This is a genomic window from Thermococcus sp. 4557 (genome assembly GCF_000221185.1).
In the GTDB taxonomy this organism is placed as follows: Archaea; Methanobacteriota_B; Thermococci; order Thermococcales; family Thermococcaceae; genus Thermococcus.
The window spans coordinates 1,318,184-1,335,307 of record NC_015865.1 but is presented as its reverse complement, the minus strand read 5'-3'; the positions used below and the strand labels follow the sequence as shown (position 1 = coordinate 1,335,307).

19 protein-coding genes are annotated in these 17,124 nt (G+C 58.2%); 13 read left to right on the top strand and 6 right to left on the bottom strand.

Annotated features, from left to right (window positions below; genetic code table 11):
* Nucleotides 1-5 precede the first annotated feature (5 nt).
* Genes GQS_RS06975 through GQS_RS06960 form a run of 4 tightly spaced genes read left to right on the top strand, consistent with a single transcriptional unit; the run spans nt 6 to nt 4,869 of the window.
* Complete coding sequence (locus GQS_RS06975) at nt 6-1,013, top strand: hypothetical protein (RefSeq protein ID WP_014012973.1); 1,008 nt, start codon at nt 6-8, stop codon at nt 1,011-1,013.
* 6 nt (nt 1,014-1,019) lie between these two features.
* Nucleotides 1,020-2,888 carry a CpaF family protein gene (locus tag GQS_RS06970; RefSeq protein ID WP_014012972.1) on the top strand — a complete coding sequence of 623 codons (1,869 nt, stop codon included), beginning with the start codon at nt 1,020-1,022 and terminating at the stop codon, nt 2,886-2,888.
* Between the two features lie 11 nt (nt 2,889-2,899).
* Nucleotides 2,900-3,964 (top strand): type II secretion system F family protein, encoded by a 1,065-nt coding sequence (locus tag GQS_RS06965; RefSeq protein ID WP_014012971.1) that lies wholly within the window; start codon nt 2,900-2,902, stop codon nt 3,962-3,964.
* 5 nt (nt 3,965-3,969) lie between these two features.
* The gene (locus tag GQS_RS06960; RefSeq protein WP_014012970.1) at nt 3,970-4,869 is read left to right on the top strand and encodes a type II secretion system F family protein; all 900 of its coding nucleotides are present in this window, start codon (nt 3,970-3,972) and stop codon (nt 4,867-4,869) included.
* Here GQS_RS06960 and GQS_RS06955 read toward each other — a convergent pair.
* On the bottom strand, nt 4,846-5,340 hold the full coding sequence (locus GQS_RS06955) for a peptidylprolyl isomerase (protein ID WP_014012969.1): 495 nt from the start codon (nt 5,338-5,340) through the stop codon (nt 4,846-4,848). The genes GQS_RS06960 and GQS_RS06955 overlap by 24 nt on opposite strands.
* A gap of 126 nt (nt 5,341-5,466) precedes the next feature.
* Here GQS_RS06955 and GQS_RS06950 point away from each other — a divergent pair, with 126 nt between their 5' ends.
* Nucleotides 5,467-5,763, top strand: a complete 297-nt coding sequence (locus GQS_RS06950) for a hypothetical protein (protein ID WP_014012968.1) — start codon at nt 5,467-5,469, stop codon at nt 5,761-5,763.
* A 5-nt stretch (nt 5,764-5,768) separates the two neighbouring features.
* Here the strand turns inward: GQS_RS06950 and GQS_RS06945 are convergent, their stop codons facing one another.
* The gene (locus GQS_RS06945) at nt 5,769-6,263 is read right to left on the bottom strand and encodes a DUF2118 family protein (protein ID WP_014012967.1); all 495 of its coding nucleotides are present in this window, start codon (nt 6,261-6,263) and stop codon (nt 5,769-5,771) included.
* Between the two features lie 68 nt (nt 6,264-6,331).
* Between GQS_RS06945 and GQS_RS06940 the strand changes: the two genes are divergently transcribed.
* The 5 genes from GQS_RS06940 to GQS_RS06920 are packed head-to-tail and all read left to right on the top strand — an operon-like array spanning nt 6,332 to nt 10,277.
* Nucleotides 6,332-7,183, top strand: coding sequence for a DUF4129 domain-containing protein (locus GQS_RS06940; RefSeq protein WP_014012966.1), 852 nt, complete (start codon nt 6,332-6,334; stop codon nt 7,181-7,183).
* The gene (locus GQS_RS06935; RefSeq protein ID WP_014012965.1) at nt 7,170-7,622 is read left to right on the top strand and encodes a hypothetical protein; all 453 of its coding nucleotides are present in this window, start codon (nt 7,170-7,172) and stop codon (nt 7,620-7,622) included. The genes GQS_RS06940 and GQS_RS06935 overlap by 14 nt, the downstream gene beginning before the upstream one ends.
* The gene (locus tag GQS_RS06930) at nt 7,591-8,544 is read left to right on the top strand and encodes a MoxR family ATPase (RefSeq protein ID WP_014012964.1); all 954 of its coding nucleotides are present in this window, start codon (nt 7,591-7,593) and stop codon (nt 8,542-8,544) included. The genes GQS_RS06935 and GQS_RS06930 overlap by 32 nt, the downstream gene beginning before the upstream one ends.
* Before the next feature lie 9 nt (nt 8,545-8,553).
* Nucleotides 8,554-9,858 carry a DUF58 domain-containing protein gene (locus tag GQS_RS06925; RefSeq protein WP_014012963.1) on the top strand — a complete coding sequence of 435 codons (1,305 nt, stop codon included), beginning with the start codon at nt 8,554-8,556 and terminating at the stop codon, nt 9,856-9,858.
* Nucleotides 9,855-10,277: a hypothetical protein gene (locus GQS_RS06920; protein ID WP_014012962.1), complete on the top strand. Its 423-nt coding sequence runs from the start codon at nt 9,855-9,857 to the stop codon at nt 10,275-10,277. Before GQS_RS06925 ends, GQS_RS06920 begins: the two co-directional genes overlap by 4 nt.
* Here the strand turns inward: GQS_RS06920 and GQS_RS06915 are convergent.
* The gene (locus GQS_RS06915; protein ID WP_014012961.1) at nt 10,274-11,107 is read right to left on the bottom strand and encodes a carbohydrate kinase family protein; all 834 of its coding nucleotides are present in this window, start codon (nt 11,105-11,107) and stop codon (nt 10,274-10,276) included. The genes GQS_RS06920 and GQS_RS06915 overlap by 4 nt on opposite strands.
* A 158-nt stretch (nt 11,108-11,265) precedes the next feature.
* On the opposite strand from GQS_RS06915, the gene GQS_RS06910 reads away from it, so the two are divergent.
* On the top strand, nt 11,266-12,765 hold the full coding sequence (locus tag GQS_RS06910) for a carboxypeptidase M32 (RefSeq protein ID WP_014012960.1): 1,500 nt from the start codon (nt 11,266-11,268) through the stop codon (nt 12,763-12,765).
* A gap of 9 nt (nt 12,766-12,774) precedes the next feature.
* Here GQS_RS06910 and GQS_RS11145 read toward each other — a convergent pair whose 3' ends face one another.
* The 3 genes from GQS_RS11145 to GQS_RS06900 are packed head-to-tail and all read right to left on the bottom strand — an operon-like array spanning nt 12,775 to nt 14,385.
* Entirely contained in the window at nt 12,775-12,849 is a 75-nt protein-coding gene (locus GQS_RS11145; RefSeq protein ID WP_369782829.1) for a hypothetical protein, read from the bottom strand.
* 55 nt (nt 12,850-12,904) lie between these two features.
* Entirely contained in the window at nt 12,905-13,255 is a 351-nt protein-coding gene (locus GQS_RS06905) for an ASCH domain-containing protein (RefSeq protein ID WP_014012959.1), read from the bottom strand.
* 17 nt (nt 13,256-13,272) lie between these two features.
* Nucleotides 13,273-14,385 carry an NAD(P)/FAD-dependent oxidoreductase gene (locus tag GQS_RS06900; RefSeq protein ID WP_014012958.1) on the bottom strand — a complete coding sequence of 371 codons (1,113 nt, stop codon included), beginning with the start codon at nt 14,383-14,385 and terminating at the stop codon, nt 13,273-13,275.
* A 61-nt stretch (nt 14,386-14,446) separates the two neighbouring features.
* On the opposite strand from GQS_RS06900, the gene pcp reads away from it, so the two are divergent.
* Both pcp and GQS_RS06890 read left to right on the top strand, forming a co-directional pair.
* Nucleotides 14,447-15,049 (top strand): pyroglutamyl-peptidase I, encoded by a 603-nt coding sequence (pcp, locus tag GQS_RS06895; protein ID WP_014012957.1) that lies wholly within the window; start codon nt 14,447-14,449, stop codon nt 15,047-15,049.
* Between the two features lie 39 nt (nt 15,050-15,088).
* Complete coding sequence (locus tag GQS_RS06890; RefSeq protein WP_048056546.1) at nt 15,089-17,107, top strand: DUF460 domain-containing protein; 2,019 nt, start codon at nt 15,089-15,091, stop codon at nt 17,105-17,107.
* The last annotated feature ends 17 nt before the right edge of the window (nt 17,108-17,124 follow it).

Here is a 17,124-nt window from a genome sequence, read left to right as displayed (position 1 = left end):
TCGGCATGAAGCGCCTCGTAGCGACCCTCTTTATTCTTTTGTTAGCTTCTTCTCTGGTTAGTGCGGAGACCTACAACCTCCCCGGCCAGACCCCTGACCAGAAGCCCTACAACAACATTGGAATCCTCGGGGAGGTCATGGTGGACCTCAACGTTACCCTTGTAAACACCGCGCCCTTCCCCAAGTTCGTGATAGTCAACCCCCGTTACGATTTTCACGTTCTCAGGCTCTCCCGCGATGAGTATATGGTCTCCTTCCGCATTGGAAACACCACCTATCACGCTCCCTCCCGTCTTGATAGAACGTCCCTGAACTACTATCTGGGTTTCTGGGTTATGCCCTATGAGACTGTGGTCGTCAACTTCAGGATACCCTACAACAACTCATACCTCCTTCAGACCTCGGACTATCAGTCCATCTGTGGCGACTCCGGTAAAATAACCAACGTTACCTATTACGTCGTTGGAGGCAATCTGACCTACGGTGGCCACATAGAGGTGCCGGACGACATTTCTATGCTCAGCTGTGGGGTGGCGTATCCCCAGCTGGTGAACACTCCGAAGGTTATCTCAACGAGGAGCATGTTCCCGATGAACGACGGGCACATAAAGATCCTCAAATACGAGGGAACCGTCACCTTCCGCCTCACCAACGCCCCGAACAGGGCAGGCGTATTCAACACGTTCTTTGCCGCGGCGATACCGGTTATCTTCAAAGATGCCAGGGTGTACAACTTCACCCCCAACTACACGATGACCTACAGGGAGTATATGGACGAGTTCGTATGGAGGTACAAGGGACTGGAGCCGCCGAAGAGGAGGGAACCCCAGCAGCTCCCGAGCACGTCCAACATGTTCCAGCTCTCGGGCACCCTCCTGACGGGGGTCACGGTTGGTGCCCCGGAGGTTGAGCCCCCGAGGGAGGCGGGTCTTGACTTCCCGGTCTGGATAATCTTCATGGGTAATAGAGTTGACATAAAATACCGCGTGGAGTGGACTGCTGAGGGGCGGTGAGAGTCTGTGTTCGATGAGAAGAAAAAGAAGAAAGAAAGCCTCTCATGGATCGATGAGATACTCAATGGGGAAGATGACCTGCTTGAGAACATGCTGAAGGGGGACGAGAAGAAGGAGAAGGAGGATAAGGAAGAGGGTGTTCCCTTCGTCAAAGGTGGTGGCGGGGTAAACCTGGAGGACATCCTGAGCACCCCCACGACCCCCGAGGAGGCGGCGGAGAACAGACCCACCGGTGCCGATATCCTGGGTGAGATATTGGTCAAGGAAGAGGAGCCCAAGGAGAAGCCGAAGCCGGCACCGAAGCCCAAGCCTCCATCCACCCTCCAGGATATCCTCGGTTCCTCCGTGCGCGTTGAAGAGACCGCCTACGCTGGAAGGGCAGAGGTTCTTGACGCGTACGGCAACGTGCGTATCCTGAGGGTCAAGGGAGAGCCCGTCCCCCTGTACGAGATACGCCTCCCCAAGCTCAGTCGCGAGGAAGAGGAGCTGTTTTTGAGGGTCAAGGACAGGGCCATAACCGAGCTCCAGATAGACCCCTCCGCGTTCCCCAACGCCGAGGAGCGCAGGAGGGTATTCATGAACGCGGTCAGGAGGATGATAAAGGACGAGGCTCCGCACTTCTCGGAGGGCAGGGTGGAGATACTCGCCGAGATGATAGTCCAGTCAATGATAGGCTACGGCAAGCTGGACCCCCTCGTCCGCGACGACAACCTTGAGGAAGTCATGGTCATCGGAAACAACAGACCGGTTTACGTCTGGCACAGGCGCTTCAACATGTGCAAGACCAACATCGTGTTCGATGAGGAGAAGGAGATACTGAACATCATCGAGCGCATAGCCAGGGAGGTCGGCAGGAGGATAGACCAGCAGAGCCCCCTCCTTGATGCCCGTCTTCCCGATGGAAGCCGTGTGAACGCCACCATACCGCCGATAAGCATTGACGGGCCGACCATAACCATCCGTAAGTTCAAGAAGGACCCGCTCACCATCATAGACCTCATCAAGTACGGTACCATGAACACTGAGATAGCGGCCCTCCTCTGGATCTTTGTCGATGGACTCGGTGTCAAGCCCGCCAACGTCCTCGTCGCTGGAGGTACCGGTTCCGGTAAGACCACCACCCTCAACTCACTCGGAATGTTCATCCCGCCGAGCGAGCGCGTCATCACCATAGAGGACACCGCGGAGCTTCAGCTGCCGGTTGAGCACTGGATCCGGCTTGAGACCAGACCGCCGAACGTCGAGGGCAAGGGAGAGGTCACGATGGACGACCTCGTTAAGAACACCCTCCGTATGCGTCCCGATAGAATCATCGTCGGTGAGGTCCGTGGTCCGGAAGCGAGGACAATGTTTACGGCGATGAACACCGGTCACGATGGATGTATGGGTACAATCCACGCCAACAGCGCCCGCGAGACGATAGTCCGTCTCGAGAGTCCCCCAATGTCCGTTCCCAGGATCATGATACCCGCACTTGATATCGTCATCATGCAGGTCAGGTTCCACAGCAGGAAGAAGGGCACCATAAGGCGCATCACCGAGATAGCGGAGATATCTGGCATCGAGGCCGAGAGCGTCCAGCTCAACAAGCTCTACAAGTACGACCCGGCGAAGGATGAGCTGGTCCCCACGGGTGTGCCGAGCAGGACACTGAACACCCTCTCCCACCACACCGGTATGAGCGTATCCGAGCTGGAGCTGGAGAAGGAAAAGAGGAAGATAATCCTCGACTGGATGGTCGAGCAGGGAATAAGGAGCATCGAGAAGGTGGGTCACTACATCAGACAGTTCTACATAGACGAGGAGGCGCTGCTCAAGAAGATAGCCGCGGAGGGCAGTCTTGAGACCAGCAGGCAGATTAAGAATATAATCTAAGGGTGGTAATCGTGGGCATCGTTAGAGTCATCACGAACTTTTTGGAGCGCCTTGGTGGGAAGACCATAGAGGTGGCCGAGAAGCCCGTGAGAAAGATCCCCCAGGGCAAGAGCGTTCAGGAAAGGCTCAGGGCCTTGAAGGAGCTCCAGAAGGAGATCGAGGCGGAGAAGGCGGAGGGCGAGACGGAGAAGGAGATGGAGGAGATCATCGAATGGAGGAAGAAAGAGATACAGCGCCCGTTCTCTGACAGGCTCGCCGATACCATGTTGCGCTACTTCAGGGGCCCGATCGAGTCCATGACCTCCTCGTTTAAGGGCCTCGACCAGGATCTCTACAGGGCAAGCATACTTACTCCCCCCGACAGGTACGTCGCCCTGATACTGGCCGTCGCGATATTCGCGGGAATATTCGGCTTCATCTTCGCCTACCTCCTCTACATGCCCGTTGAAACATCCGCCCTGATAGGTGTTCTGGGGTTCATCGGGGGCTTCTTCTACATGAGGCAGTACCCCAAGATGGTGTGGAAGCGCAGGGTTGCCGAGGTTGAGAGAAGCATGCCCTACGCCCTCCGACACATGGCCTCCCTCCTCAGCGCCGGCGTTGGTATCTCGGAGGCGATGCTCTCCGTGGCCCGTGCGGACTACGGCGTTATCTCCGAGGAGTTTGAGCTTGTGCTGAGGGACATGAGGACGGGTTCCTCCTTCGAGGATGCCCTCATGAAGTTTGACGAGAAGATGGGTTCGGAAAACGTCAGCAGGGTCGTTAAGCAGATACTGAGGGCGGTCAAATTCGGTGGAAACCTCTCCGAGATACTCTACAAACTGGCCGAGGACTTCGCCTTCGAGTACAGGATGAAGCTCGTGGAGTACGTTCAGAGGGTCAACGGTATAGCGTTCATATACATGTTCCTCACTATCGTCATGCCCACAATGTTCGTGGTTGGAATCCTCGCCGGCTCTGTCATGGCAAGACAGCTGATAATGCCCCCTGAGACACTGGCGGTAATCCTGCTGTTCGCGTTCCCCGCCATATCGATGATAATAATCAACATGATCAAGAAGGGAGAACCGAGGTGACTCTGATGGCTGGACTTTCATCGGTGCTGGTATCGATCATCGAGAGGCTGATTCCACCCAAATGGATGAAACGGTACGAGGTCTTCATATACTCTGCGAACATAAACTTCCTGGCGGCAGAGTACCTCGTTGTCTCCCTTCTGATGGGAGTTATAACTGGTCTCCTCGCGTACATGGCCTCCACGTGGATGTACTCTCTGGCGGCGTTCCTGGCGGTGTTCCTGTTAATGGCCTTCGGCTATCCCTACTGGAGGGTCAGCAAGCGCACTGAAGAGATGGAGAGAATGCTGCCCGATGCCTTTTTCTACCTCGCGAGCTCTCTCAGGGCGGGTATATCCTTCTCCGAGGCCCTAGAGGAGCTGACCACGGCCAAGTTCGGACCGCTAACGGACGAGTTCAGAAAAACCGTTGCCGAGATAAAGAAGGGCCGCCCCACCGTTGACGCCCTCAAATCCTTCGCCATCAGGAACAGGAAGTCCACGGTCATATATCGCTCGATGATGATCATCATCGAGGCCCTTGAGAGGGGTGCCCCGATGAGCGACGTTCTGGTCTTCGTTGGAAACGACGTCAGGGAGATACTGAGGATCAAGCAGGAGAGGAAGGCATCGACCGGAATGCAGGTGATGTTCTTCATAATCACGAGCGGCATCATAGGCCCGCTGATCCTCGGTGTGGTCGCTCAGATAATGGTTTCAATGAACGTCGGGGACATAAACCTCCCCGTGGAGACCGTGAAGAACATACTCCTCGGGTTTGTCGTTCTCCAGGCCATAGCATCGGGCCTTGGAATAGGGGTCATAAGAGAAGGAAAGTACTCAGCAGGGCTGAAATACAGCCTGCTGCTTGCCATAATGGGAGTTATAGTCTACGAGGGAGCCTCAGGCGTCGGCCTCGCCGTTTGAGGGCTCTTCTTTTGCTTTCTCTATGTCCACTATCTCGACCTCGAACACGAGGGTCTTTCCGGCGAGCGGGTGGTTGAAGTCGAGACTGACGCTCTCCTCCCCGACTTTGGCTATCTTTGCTATCCCCGAGTCGGTCATGACGTACATGCCCTCGACCGGCTCCATCCCTATGTTGGTGAACTCGGTGAGGGGAACGTCTATAACCAGCTCCGGGTTGGGCATGCCGTAGGCCTTCTCCGGCGGAATCGTGACGGTCTTCTTCTCGCCGATCTCCATCCCAATCAGCGCCTCGTCGAGGCCGGGGATTATCTCGCCGACACCGACATTGACGCCGAGCGGACCGTACTCCCTCTCCTCGACGTATATCTCGTTTTCCCTGGCAATATCCTCGTAACTCGTGTCAAAAACTTCACCGTTCTCAAACCTGCCCACGTAGTGGAACACCACAAAATCTCCAGCTTCAATCTTCATTTCCTTCAACTCCAAAACTGTCTTCAAGGGGGGTTACTCCCGCGCCTTATAACGCTTTTGGTGTCTCCTTTCGGAAGGCACGACAGGTATATAAGGACATTGCACTATATACTGTTGGTGATTGACATGGGATACCTTTCTGACATGCTGAGTAAGGAATATGGAAACCTCGAGGCCAGGGAAGTCTACTCCACGAAGCTTGGGGAGACGGACGTGGAGATACTCGAGGTCTCGGTGGGCGGGGAGAAGTTCATCGCCATGTTCCAGAGCGTTCCGGTCAAGGAGGACCTCTACAAGTGGTCGATAATCATAACCAGCGCCCACAACACCCGGACGCTTAAGGGAATGGACACCCTGGATGGCATAAAGCTGGCCCTCAAGTCGAGCATAGAGGCCATGATGGCGGGGATGGGGAAGGGGTGAGCCCCTCACTCCTCCGGCAGAATGTAGTACACGTAGTGCGGCCTGTTGGTTATCTCGTCTATGAAGACGACGGTTCCCGTCTTCGGTGGCTTGAGGTAGTGGACTTCTCCTTTCTTCGTCGTCACCGCCGCGAAGGCGTCCCCCCTCCTCACGCGGTTGCCGACGTTGGCTATGATGGTCTTTGTATAGCCCTCCACGGGGAGGATGAGCAGCTCGTCGCCCTTCTTCAGGTATATCCTGGTTCTCCCGTCGGGGAGGATTAGTACCGCGTCGGCGAGCATCCTTCCCTCCGTTCCGTCCACGTACATGTAAAAGCGGTCGTAGACCTCCTTCGCCAGGAACTTCGCTTTCTCCGCCTCCACGAAGTCGGGAACCCCTTCATCCTTTCTCAGCCAGACCTCAACGCTTCCCTGGATTATCACACAGTCCCTGGTGACCTTTCCGTCTTTGATGCACTCCTCCGCGGGAGCCTCCACGTAGAGCCTCGGCATCTTCTCCATGCTACCACCCAAGGTTTACCTCGGGGTAAAAGCTTTTAAACCTGCCCTTCGTACCACCCTTGATAAAAATGTCCATCAGGGTAAAATTCGCGGCACTCTACGCCCTGCTCTTCACATTGATGACCCTTATGATGGGCTACAGCGTTAAAAACTCCGGACTTCACAGGAGCGAGGCCCCGTCCTTCGGCGTTCTGCTGCTCGCAATCGTTGTCGTTTCCCTGCTGGTCATCTTTCTCGTCCTCCTGAGCTGGAGGGACCTTTCGCCGGGCAAGAAAAAGTATCCCGTTAACGTCAGGTCTTACCTCATGGCCTGGGCGTTCGCGATAGCGGGCACTCTGGGGATACTCTACTACCTGGAAAGAACCCGTGCGGTTGATGTTCCTTCCAACCTCACGTTCAACAGCTCCCTCAACAACACGACCGCCGGTGTTGCCACTCCCTCCGCCCCGGTTTACCACAACGACACCGTTTCAGCCGCCCCTCCCTCGGGTGCTCCCTCGAGCTACGTTCTCTACGGCGCGGCGCTTCTGTTCCTCGCGGGCCTGTCCTACTTCGCCGTAACCTATTACCGCGAGGCCCTCAGGAAGAGAAAGCTTAAGGAGATGAGGCGCAGGGCCGAGCTTTTCGACAGGAAGGTGGAGGAACTCGGTCTGGAAATGTTCAGCGACCCGAGGGAGGCGGTTGTCGGGATATACAAGAACGCCGTCCTCTGGCTCGAGATACTCGGCGTTCCGTATAAGGAAAGCTGGACCCACTGGGAGCACGCGGAGAGGGTTCAAATTTTCAGGGAGCCCTTCAGGGGCATAACGGAGCTCTTTGAGAAGGCAAAGTACGCCCCGGAGAAGGTCACGTGGGAGGATGCGGAGAAGGCGCTCGAGCTTTACAGGAAGATGAGGGGTGCTGTGGATGAGGTTTCATAAGGTCCTCCTCATCATCGGCTCCGTCCTTGTGCTCGCGGCCACACTGGCCGGCTCCTACCTGGTCAGGTGGCTGGCAGTTCTATTCCTGGGGGCAGTGATGGCTTTCTTTCTGTTCGGCGTCGAGATGAACGTGGCGAGGCGGAGGCGGGACCGCGAGCAGAGGGTTGAGAGGAAGACCGACGTGGATAGAACCGTTTCCCTCCTCCGGAAGGCCAGAACCGGCAGGGTCGCCCGCTCACTGGTGGAGGAGAAAATAGTGGAAATCTACGCCACACTGTCCGATGACTACAACTCAACCTATCACTCACTCATCACGAACCCGAACGACGCTATAAGAACCCTCTGCTCGGAGGGGGATTTTCTCGACAACCTTGAGAAGGCCCTTAAGATTGTGGAGGCTGATTTGGATGAAAGTGGAGGAGATACACGAGAAAGGTAACGCCGTCCTTGGGGAGGTAAGGAAGGCGATAGTTGGAAAGGACGAGGTGCTGAGGCTTATCCTGACCACGATACTCGCCGACGGCCACGTCCTGCTGGAGGACCTGCCTGGGCTTGCCAAGACCCTTATGGCCAAGAGCTTCGCAAAGGCCCTCGGCGTCCAGTTCACCCGCGTTCAGTTCACGCCGGACCTGCTCCCGAGCGACATACTTGGAGTGAGCGTCTTCAACCAGAAGACGCTCGAGTTCGAGTTCAGGAAGGGGCCGGTCTTCACAAACGTTCTCTTGGCGGACGAGATCAACCGCGCCCCACCGAAGACACAGTCCGCTCTGCTCGAGGCGATGCAGGAGAGGCAGGCCACGATTGAGGGGAACACCTACTCACTGCCCAGGCCCTTCATAGTAATAGCCACGCAGAACCCGATAGAGCAGGAGGGAACCTACCCCCTCCCGGAGGCCCAGCTCGACCGCTTCCTCGTCCGCCTCCGCGTCGGCTACCCCTCGAGGGCGGAGGAGATAGAGATACTCCGCAGGAGAATGGCCAGGAAGAAGGAGGAACCGGACGTCCAGACGGTCCTGAGCGCGGAGGAGGTCGTCGAGATGCAGAGGGCGGTCGAGGAGGTCTACGTCAGCGACGCCATACTGGAGTACATAACCGACATCGTCACCGCCACGAGGGAGGACAAGAGGGAGATAGAGATAGGTGCCTCCCCGAGGGGAAGCCTGGCCCTGCTCAAGCTCTCCAGGGCCTACGCAGCCCTCAACGGCAGGGACTACGTGATTCCGGACGACGTCAAGGCCGTGGCGGTTCCGGCTCTAAGTCACAGGCTCATCCTCAAGCGCGAGCTGTGGTACACCAAGGTGAGCCAGGAGAGCATAATGGGGAAGCTCCTCGAGCGCGTTCCGGTTCCTAAATTCGAGTGAGGTGAAACGGTGCAGCCGGTTCCAAGAACCCCAACACCCGTTGAACTTGGGAAGGAACCTGCCGGGGACGCCGGGCCAGAGGGGAGAATGGTCCCAACGGAGAAGGCCGAGGAGCTTTTCCTGGCCCTCTGGCTTCTTGTCCTCATCGCCTTCCTCCTGCTCCGCTGGGAGCTGGTTTACCTCCTCCTTCCGGCCCTGTGGCTCGTCTTCGTTGCGGTGTTCTTCTTCAAGCCCAAGATGGACGTCGAGCTGGAGAGGGTTATCCCCCACAACCGCTTCCTTGAGGGGACTGAGATCGAGATAGTGCTCAGGATACGGGCCGGTGAGAGGATTCCGAGCCTAAAGGTCAGGGAGGACCTTCCCGAGGGGCTTGAGCTGGTGGACGGGAGAACCGAGTGGGTGCTGTCCCTGAGGAAAGGCGAGCTGAGGGAGCTCCGCTACCGCGTCAGGGTTAAGCGCGGAATCCACGAGTTCAACTGGGTCGAGCTGAGCTACCGCGACCCCTTTGGCTTCTTCCACTTCACGAAGAAGTTCGACCTCTACACCGAGCTCATAGGCGTTCCCATAATCGAGGACGTCCCCACGCCCTACTCCACGAGGGGAACCAAGATAACCGTCGGCTCCCTGCCCAGTCCAAGGGTCGGTGAGGGCGTCGAGTTCCACGCCATCAGGGAGTACCAGCCTGGGGACCCGCTCAAGATAATCAACTGGAAGGCCACCGCCAGGACCGGCAGGATAATGGCCAACGAGTACGAGAGCGAGCGCAAGGTGGACGTCATCTTCATAGTCGATGCCTCCTACACCGGGGAGCTGGTCTTCGACAACCTCATTCGAGCGGCCGCCTCGCTCATGCTCAACGCCCTCAACAGCGGAACCAGCTTCGGCCTGCTCCTGGCGGAGGAGGTGCCCCTCTGGGTCCGCCCGGACTACGGCAAGAGGCACTTCTTCAAGTGCATCGACTTCCTCAGCACCGCGAGGCCGGACAAGAACAACATGATAGCCTACCAGGTCGAGCACCTGATACGCTCCCACTTCCCGCCGAGGGCACAGCTGGTTTATTTCTCCCCGCTCCTCACCGAGGAGAGCAGGGATGCGCTCAGGATAATGTCATCCTTCGGCTACAACGTCGTCGTCATAAGCCCCGACCCATACACCGCGGTTGAGCCAAAGAGCCGCGAGGAGGAGCTGGCGCTGAGGCTCCTGAGTCTCCGGAGAAAGGCGATACTGCGGAAGATGGCGGGCTATGGGAGGATAATAGACTGGGACGTCAGGAGGCCGCTGAAGGCTGCCGTGGCGGAGGTGGCTGTGGTATGAGGATAAAAAGAAGGCTCTACTCCCTTGCGCCGCTGGTTCCGCTCTTCCTCCTGCTGGCCCTGATAGACCGCCGCACCCTCCTCCTGCTCCCCCTGGCCATCATGGGCATCCAGTGGTACTTCATCGGCTCCCTCTTTTTCATCTCCGTGGGGGCCTTCCTAATCTACACCCGGACCGGCGGTTTCTACGGCCTGGCGGTTATGGCCCTTGCCCTTCTGGTCATAGAGATGGCCCACCTTGACAGGGAGCGGGCGCCGCTGGAGCACTACGCCATCCTTCTGGCGGCGATAGCCCTCGCCTTCCCCACGTACCTGCTGATGTTTTCCCTGTCGCCCCTCCTGCCGAGGCTCGAGGTCACCGCTTTGGCCGCTTTCCTGCTGGTTGTGCTCTACGTCTTCGTCAGGCTGGCGACGGATTAGACGCTCCAGCTCCCCTTTTTCTTCAGAACCTCCCTCGCCCGCTCCAGTCCGAGTTTTACGCAGGTCTCCAGGGGCTTCCCCCTGGCGTAGCCGGCCAGAAAACCGCCGGCAAAGGCGTCTCCGGCGCCCGTGGGGTCCACGATTTCGTTTTCATTTATTGGAAGCGCCGGAAACTCCCTGAACTCCCCGTCGTAGATGAGAACCCCCCTCTCGCCCCTGGTTACTGCCACGATTTCGGCGCCCCATTCGTGGAGGGCCGCCGCGGCCTCCTCGACACTCTCCGCGCGGGTCATGACGAGCGCTTCTCTCTCGTTTGGGAAGACCACCTCGGCGCGCGAGACTACCTCCCTCATGAGGTCCCTTTTCTCCCGGTAGTCGGCCATGTACGTCGGGTTAAAGTCGAGACTTATCCTCTTCCCTTCGAGCCTTCTGAGGGCTTTAAGCTGCTCCTCCGGGGGGATGGGTGCGATGTGGAACACGCTTGAGTCTAAGTACTCCTCGGGAATCGGGGTCTCGCCCATTCTCTTGGCGACGCCCATCTCCACGGGGGCATCCACGCTCCCGTCCTCGTGATAAATCATGTAGATGTGGATGGTCTTTCCCGGCAACACCTGGACACCCCGCACGTCGAGGATGGAGGCCAGCTTTTCGAGCCACTCCCTCGGGAAGTCCTCGCCGACTTTTGTGACGAGACCGACTTTAGCGCCGGCCAGGGCCGCGGAGGTGGCAACGGCAGCGGCCGCTCCGCCGGGCAGGAGTATCTCATCCCTTCCGGGGAATATGATGTGGTCAATGGAAACGTGTCCCAGGACAACCAGGTCGAGCTTCATCTTCATCACCGAGGGTTTGTTTTTTCACTGACTACGGCCATCCCTTTAAGCGGTTTCCGGTCGTAGTAATCGGTTTCTACCCGCACGTTTAGATGGACATCGAAAAGATTAAAAGAACTGCCCCCGAAAATTCTTCAAAGTGATACGGGGTGATTGCCATGGAGAGCGTCTTCCAGAACGAGACTGTAAAGGAGATTCTCGGCAAGTACCGCAGGATATGGGCGATAGGCCACGCCCAGAGCGTCCTCGGATGGGACATGGAGGTCAACATGCCCGGTGAGGGAATCCTCGAGCGCTCCGTCGCCCAGGGCGAGCTTTCCGTTCTCAGCCAGGAGTTTCTGCTCAAACCGGACTTCGTCGAGCTCGTTGAGAAGGCCAAAGGCCTGGAGGACCTCAACGAGTACGAGCGCGGCGTCGTCAGGGTTCTTGACAGGAACATACGGATAAGCCGCTCCTTCCCACCGGAGTTCCTCAGGGAGATGAGCGAGGTCACGAGTCAGGCCACCAAGGCCTGGGAGGAGGCCAAGAAGAGCGACGACTACTCCAAGTTCGAGCCCTGGCTGGACAGGATTATAGACCTCGCCAAGCGCGCCGCCGACTACCTCGGCTATGAGAACGAGCCCTACGACGCGCTTCTGGACATGTTCGAGGAGGGTACCACGACAAGGGACGTCGAGCGCATGTTCGACAGGCTTGAGAAGGAGCTGAAACCGCTCGTTGAGAAGATAATGGAGGAGGGCAGGGTTCCCCAGAGCCACCCGCTCGAGAACGAGCGCTATGAGCAGGCCCAGATGGAGAAGGTGAACCGCTGGATCCTCGAGAAGTTCGGCTTCCCGCTCGGCGTCCGCTCCCGCTTGGACGTCTCGGCTCACCCGTTCACGACGGAGTTCGGAATCCGCGATGTTAGAATAACCACCCGCTACGAGGGCTACGACTTCAGGAGGACGATTCTGAGCACCGTCCACGAGTTCGGTCATGCACTCTACGAGCTCCAGCAGGACGAGAGGTTCATGTTCAGCCCGATAGTCGGTGGCGTCAGCCTTGGAATCCACGAGAGCCAGAGCCGCTTCTGGGAGAACATCATCGGCCGCTCAAGGGAGTTCGCGGGACTCATCTACCCGGTCCTGAAGGAGAACCTGCCCTTCATGGCGAACTACACTCCGGAGGACGTTTACCTGTACTTCAACCTGGTTAGGCCGGACTTCATAAGGACCGAGGCCGATGTCGTCACCTACAACTTCCACATACTCCTCCGCTTCAAACTCGAGCGCATGATGCTCAACGAGGGCGTTAAAGCCAGGGACCTCCCCGAGCTCTGGAACGACGAGATGGAGAACCTCCTCGGCATAAGGCCCAAGACCTACGCAGAGGGCATCCTCCAGGACATCCACTGGGCGCACGGTACGGTCGGCTACTTCCCGACCTACAGCATAGGAACGCTCCTCTCGGCGCAGATATACTACCACATGAAGCGCGACATCCCGGACTTCGAGGAGAAGGTGGCCAACGCGGAGTTCGAGCCGATAAAGGCCTGGCTCCGCGAGAGAATCCACAGGCACGGAAGCATCTACCCGCCGAAGGAACTCCTGAAGAAGGCCATCGGCGAGGAGCTGAACCCGGACTACTTCGTAAAGTGGGTGAAGGAGAGGTACCTCTGACCTCTCTTTTTAACTTTTCAGAAGGATCCTCAGGTCCTCTTCTGTTAACGGGGGATAGTTTTCAAGTATTTCCTCAAACGTCAATCCATCGGTGAGAGATTGAAAGGGAGTTCGAGGAGTAGAGATCGTCTTGGGTGGCTTATTGTAAGGGCTCTCCAACCCACGCCACCGGCTCGACCTCTATCGCCGCCACCCCGTACTTCCTCTCCTTTTCCTCCGAGTAGAAGCGGCGGTACACCCTAACACCGTCCTCGACGCTCTCCACTCCAGGGAGGACGTTCTCAAGGCCCTCCTTCTCCAGCATCTCCCTGAACGAGGAGTAAACCCTCACGTCCTTCACGACGCACACCAGCTTGTTCTCGAAGATTATCTCGTCCCCCGGCTTTATCCCCTGCCTCTTCTCGTCGTAAAGCCTGCCTTCAATCCTCTTCCTTCCCTCGGCTATCGCCTTCAGGTACTCCTCCTGCAGACCCATCCTCCACGTTGCCATACCATCACCCCTGGACCTCAGACGAGGTAGCGGACTATCGATGGGCTTATCCTTATGAGCTTTGCGAGGAGTTTCGGCCTCCTGAGTATCGCCTTCGCGGTCTTCACGTGGTCGTCAAAGTCCGCCTGCCCTTCTATGACCTCCTTCGCCTCCGCGCTTCCGAGAACCTCAAAGACGCGCTCGATGTTCTCCTGGCTCATTCCCCTGAAAATCTTCCTGAAGCGCATTCCGAAGCTTATCTGATTCCGTATTTCCTGGCAGAGCCTCTCGTACTCGTCCAGCTTCCCCACCATCAGGGCTTCCCTGAGGGCGCGTGCGCAGAGCATCCCGAAGACGATTCCCCCAGCGGTGGTCGGCTTTATCTGCAGCGCCGCGTCCCCGAGCAGTGCCACGTTGCCCCTCACCCACGGCTTTCTCCAGCCGAAGCCAACCGAACCCGCCTTGAATTCGACTATGGAGGTTGGTTTGAGCATCCTCACCCTGAGGAAGCGGTTGAGGGCCTCGATGCTCCCGAGGGTTCCGACCCTCGCCAGCCCCTCGTTCACCGGCGCAACCCACATGAAGAAATCCTCGTTCATGTCCTTGTTCACCCAGACCTCAACGAAGTCCTTTCTGAACTCCCCAACGACCTCCACCTCATAGCCGCTCAGGAACTCCGCGTTCGTCCTGGCCCCGATGGCTTTGGCAACGGAGCTGTTAACGCCGTCCGCCCCAACGTAGAAGCTTGCCTCAACTTCGAGGGTCTCCCCCAGGTGCTGGAGTACCGCCTTCCCGTTCCTGAACCCCTTGAAAGTCGTGGCCATGTAGTAATCCACGCCCCTCCGGGCGGCTCTTTCGGCCAGGCTCTTCTCCAGGGCTTTCCTGTCCACCAGGTATGCCTGGGGGGTCTTCCTCTCTATCTCAAAGCTCTGGATCCGTGAGTAGAAGGCCGCACCGCGGAGCTCGTTTAGTACAGCCTCCTCCGGGAGGCCAAGCCTCTCGTAGTTCGCCGCCCCGATGATGCCCGTGCAGGCTTTACCTCCAAACGCACCCTTCTTCTCGACTACGGCAACGCTGAAGTCCCTGGCGAGCAGGTTCGCAAGGTAGTTGCCCGCGGGCCCGCCACCAATGATGAGAACATCGTACTTCATCCTCACCCCTCGTCCGAAGTAGTTTTTAAACCCTAAAAACCTAACCTTCCCGGTGATTGGGGTGAAGGTTCTCATAACCGGTTTTGAGCCCTTTGGGGGAGAGGAGATAAACCCGTCGTGGGAGGCGGTTGAACGGCTTCCTGAGAGTATAAGCGGGGCGAGGCTGATAAAACACAGGTTGCCTGTGACCTTCAGGGGCGTCAGGGAGATTCTGCCGAGGCTTATCGTGGAGGAGCGCCCCGACGTGGTCATCCTGACGGGTCAGGCGGGGGGACGGCCCAACGTGACCGTTGAAAGGGTCGCGATAAACGTGATGGACAGCAAGATGCCGGACAACGAGGGCTTTGCCCCCGAGGACGAGCCGGTCTTTGAGGGCGCTCCTGCCGCGTACTTTGCGACCCTACCGATAAAGTCCATCGTTGCTGCCCTCAGGGGGGAGAACATACCTGCGGCGGTCTCCAACACTGCAGGAACCTACGTCTGCAACGCCGCCATGTTCACGGCGCTCCACACGATAGCCGTTGCGGGGATGAAAACAAAGGCTGGCTTCATCCACGTGCCCTTTATCCACGAGCAGGCCCTGGAAAAACCGCGGCCCTCTATGGCCCTGGAAACCATAACGCGGGCATTTGAGGTCGCCGTTAGGACCTCACTTGAGGTCTGAAACCTTTTTAAATCCTCTTTCCTACCCCCTACAAAGCCCATGAGGGTGAGGCCTATTCTAATCCTCGGCATTGATGTGATAAGTGAGAACCCGAAGAAGTTCGCGGTGGTGAGCTGGTTCAACGGCAGGCTGGAGAGGAAGGGCGAGTTCACACTCTACAGGCTGATTCGGTTCATCCAGTCGAAGCGGCCGGAGATGGTCGCCGTTGACAGCGTCACCGAGCTGGGCGAGGACCTGAGGAAGTTTCTCCGCGCCCTTCCGTCCGGAACGAAGCTCGTTCAGGTGACCGGAAGGCCGGGAGAGCAGCGCTCTCTCCAGAGCCTCGCGAAGGAGCACGGCATAAGGACCGGCGACCGCTTCGACCCCTACGAGGAGGCCAGGCTCTCCGCACTCCTCGCGAGCAGGGGGGTTGGCTACGAGGTTCTCGCCTTCGAGGACGAGGTTATAATCAAGGTCACCCGGGGAAGGAGCCACGGCAAGGGGGGCTGGAGCCAGGACCGCTACAGAAAGCGCGTTCACAACCTCGTCAGGGATAGGGTGAGGGAGATAGAGGACAGGCTCAGAAGGGCGGATATACCCTTCGACCTCGAAACGGAGGAGCGGGACTACGGTCTGGCCAGGGGAGAGTTCCGGGTCTACGCGGCCAGAGAGGAGCTGGCTGGACTGATAAGGCCCGCGCGCGGCGGGGACGTTGAGGTGAGGATTCAGCCGGTTGAAAGGGCTGAGCTCGGCTTCGCCCCCCTGAAGGGCGAGGAGGCGATACGCGAGAGGAGGAGCATCATAGTCGGCATAGACCCGGGGATAACGGTCGGTATAGCGGCCATAGACCTGAATGGGAGGATAGTCGCCCTCCACAGCCAGAGAAACATGCCGGTTGGGGAGGTCTTCCGCTTCATCAGCGAGGTCGGCCACCCGGTCATAGTGGCCACCGACGTCTCCCCCGCCCCGGGCTTCGTGGAGAAGATAGCACGCTCCTTCAAGGCCAACCTGTTCGTTCCCAGGGAGAGCCTCCGCGTTCAGGACAAGAACGAACTGCTGAGGGACCTCGGGATAACCGTTGAGGATGACCACCAGCGCGATGCTCTGGCCGCCGCCTACAAGGCCTACCTCCGGTTGAAGCCGAAGCTGGAACACGTGGCTGCCAGACTGCGTGAGGCCGGCCTGATAAAGAAATCCGACGAGGTGAAGGCCCTCGTTATACAGGGCTACAACCTCGGGGAGGCCATGCAGAGGGTGGCGCTCCGCGAGAGGCCGAAGGCGGAGGAGAATACGGAGGAGACCAGGAGGCAGGGCCCGGACGTTGAGCAGTACCTCAGGAGAATCCGCGAGCTTGAGAGGAGGATCGAGTTCCTGGAGAGGGAAAACCAGGAGCTGAAGGGGATTATCCGCGAGCAGAGGAAGACTATAGGCAGACTCGAGCGGAAGCTCGTCGATTACGATGAAGAAATCAGGCGGAAGGTTCTCAGGGAGCGCGAGCTGGAGGCGAAGGTCAAGCGCATAGAGATGCTTGAGAAACAACTGAGGGAGGCCAAATCCGTCATAGAGCGTCTGAGCAGGGACCTGGTGCAGGTAAAGCGCATGAACGTTGTGGAGATACGGGGGAGCGCGGTCCCCCTCAAGGTTATGGAGGTTCTGAGCTGGCGCGAGCTTGAGAGGATAGAGCGCGAGGTCGGGATCAGGAGGGGGGATATACTCTTCGTGGTGAACCCTGCTGGGGCGGGAAAGGCGATCGCCGAGGAGCTGGTCGAGAAGGGCGTCAGGGCCCTCATAACGGAGAAACCGGTTCCGGAGCCGGTGGCTGAGGTGCTCCGCGAGGCCCACGTGCCCTTCTTCACCTCGGAGGAGCTTGACGTCAAGCGCGTCGATGAGTTCGCGGTTGTGGAGCGCGAGACCCTGGAGAGGGCCATTGATGGGCTCCTGGAGAAGTGGAGGCTGGAGGACGAGGAGAGGGAGGTCGAGCGGATGCTCCGCCTGGTTGAGGAGTACCGTCTCGAGCGGAAGAAGGAGCTGAAGAGGAAGGCCGAAGAGGAAGCCAAGGCGGAGCATCGAAAGGCTTAAGTAGTTTGAAAATCGTC

What these genes read in the sequence shown, in the direction of transcription:
- GQS_RS06935 (WP_014012965.1), top strand. Translation starts at nt 7,170, where the DNA reads ATGAGGTTTCATAAGGTCCTCCTCATCATCGGCTCCGTCCTTGTGCTC.
- GQS_RS06960 (WP_014012970.1), top strand. Translation starts at nt 3,970, where the DNA reads ATGGCTGGACTTTCATCGGTGCTGGTATCGATCATCGAGAGGCTGATT.
- GQS_RS06905 (WP_014012959.1), bottom strand. Translation starts at nt 13,255, where the DNA reads ATGGCAACGTGGAGGATGGGTCTGCAGGAGGAGTACCTGAAGGCGATA.
- GQS_RS06915 (WP_014012961.1), bottom strand. Translation starts at nt 11,107, where the DNA reads ATGAAGCTCGACCTGGTTGTCCTGGGACACGTTTCCATTGACCACATC.
- GQS_RS06955 (WP_014012969.1), bottom strand. Translation starts at nt 5,340, where the DNA reads ATGAAGATTGAAGCTGGAGATTTTGTGGTGTTCCACTACGTGGGCAGG.
- GQS_RS06910 (WP_014012960.1), top strand. Translation starts at nt 11,266, where the DNA reads ATGGAGAGCGTCTTCCAGAACGAGACTGTAAAGGAGATTCTCGGCAAG.
- GQS_RS06945 (WP_014012967.1), bottom strand. Translation starts at nt 6,263, where the DNA reads ATGGAGAAGATGCCGAGGCTCTACGTGGAGGCTCCCGCGGAGGAGTGC.
- GQS_RS06890 (WP_048056546.1), top strand. Translation starts at nt 15,089, where the DNA reads ATGAGGGTGAGGCCTATTCTAATCCTCGGCATTGATGTGATAAGTGAG.
- GQS_RS06950 (WP_014012968.1), top strand. Translation starts at nt 5,467, where the DNA reads ATGGGATACCTTTCTGACATGCTGAGTAAGGAATATGGAAACCTCGAG.
- GQS_RS06900 (WP_014012958.1), bottom strand. Translation starts at nt 14,385, where the DNA reads ATGAAGTACGATGTTCTCATCATTGGTGGCGGGCCCGCGGGCAACTAC.
- GQS_RS06975 (WP_014012973.1), top strand. Translation starts at nt 6, where the DNA reads ATGAAGCGCCTCGTAGCGACCCTCTTTATTCTTTTGTTAGCTTCTTCT.
- GQS_RS06920 (WP_014012962.1), top strand. Translation starts at nt 9,855, where the DNA reads ATGAGGATAAAAAGAAGGCTCTACTCCCTTGCGCCGCTGGTTCCGCTC.
- GQS_RS06940 (WP_014012966.1), top strand. Translation starts at nt 6,332, where the DNA reads ATGTCCATCAGGGTAAAATTCGCGGCACTCTACGCCCTGCTCTTCACA.
- GQS_RS06930 (WP_014012964.1), top strand. Translation starts at nt 7,591, where the DNA reads ATGAAAGTGGAGGAGATACACGAGAAAGGTAACGCCGTCCTTGGGGAG.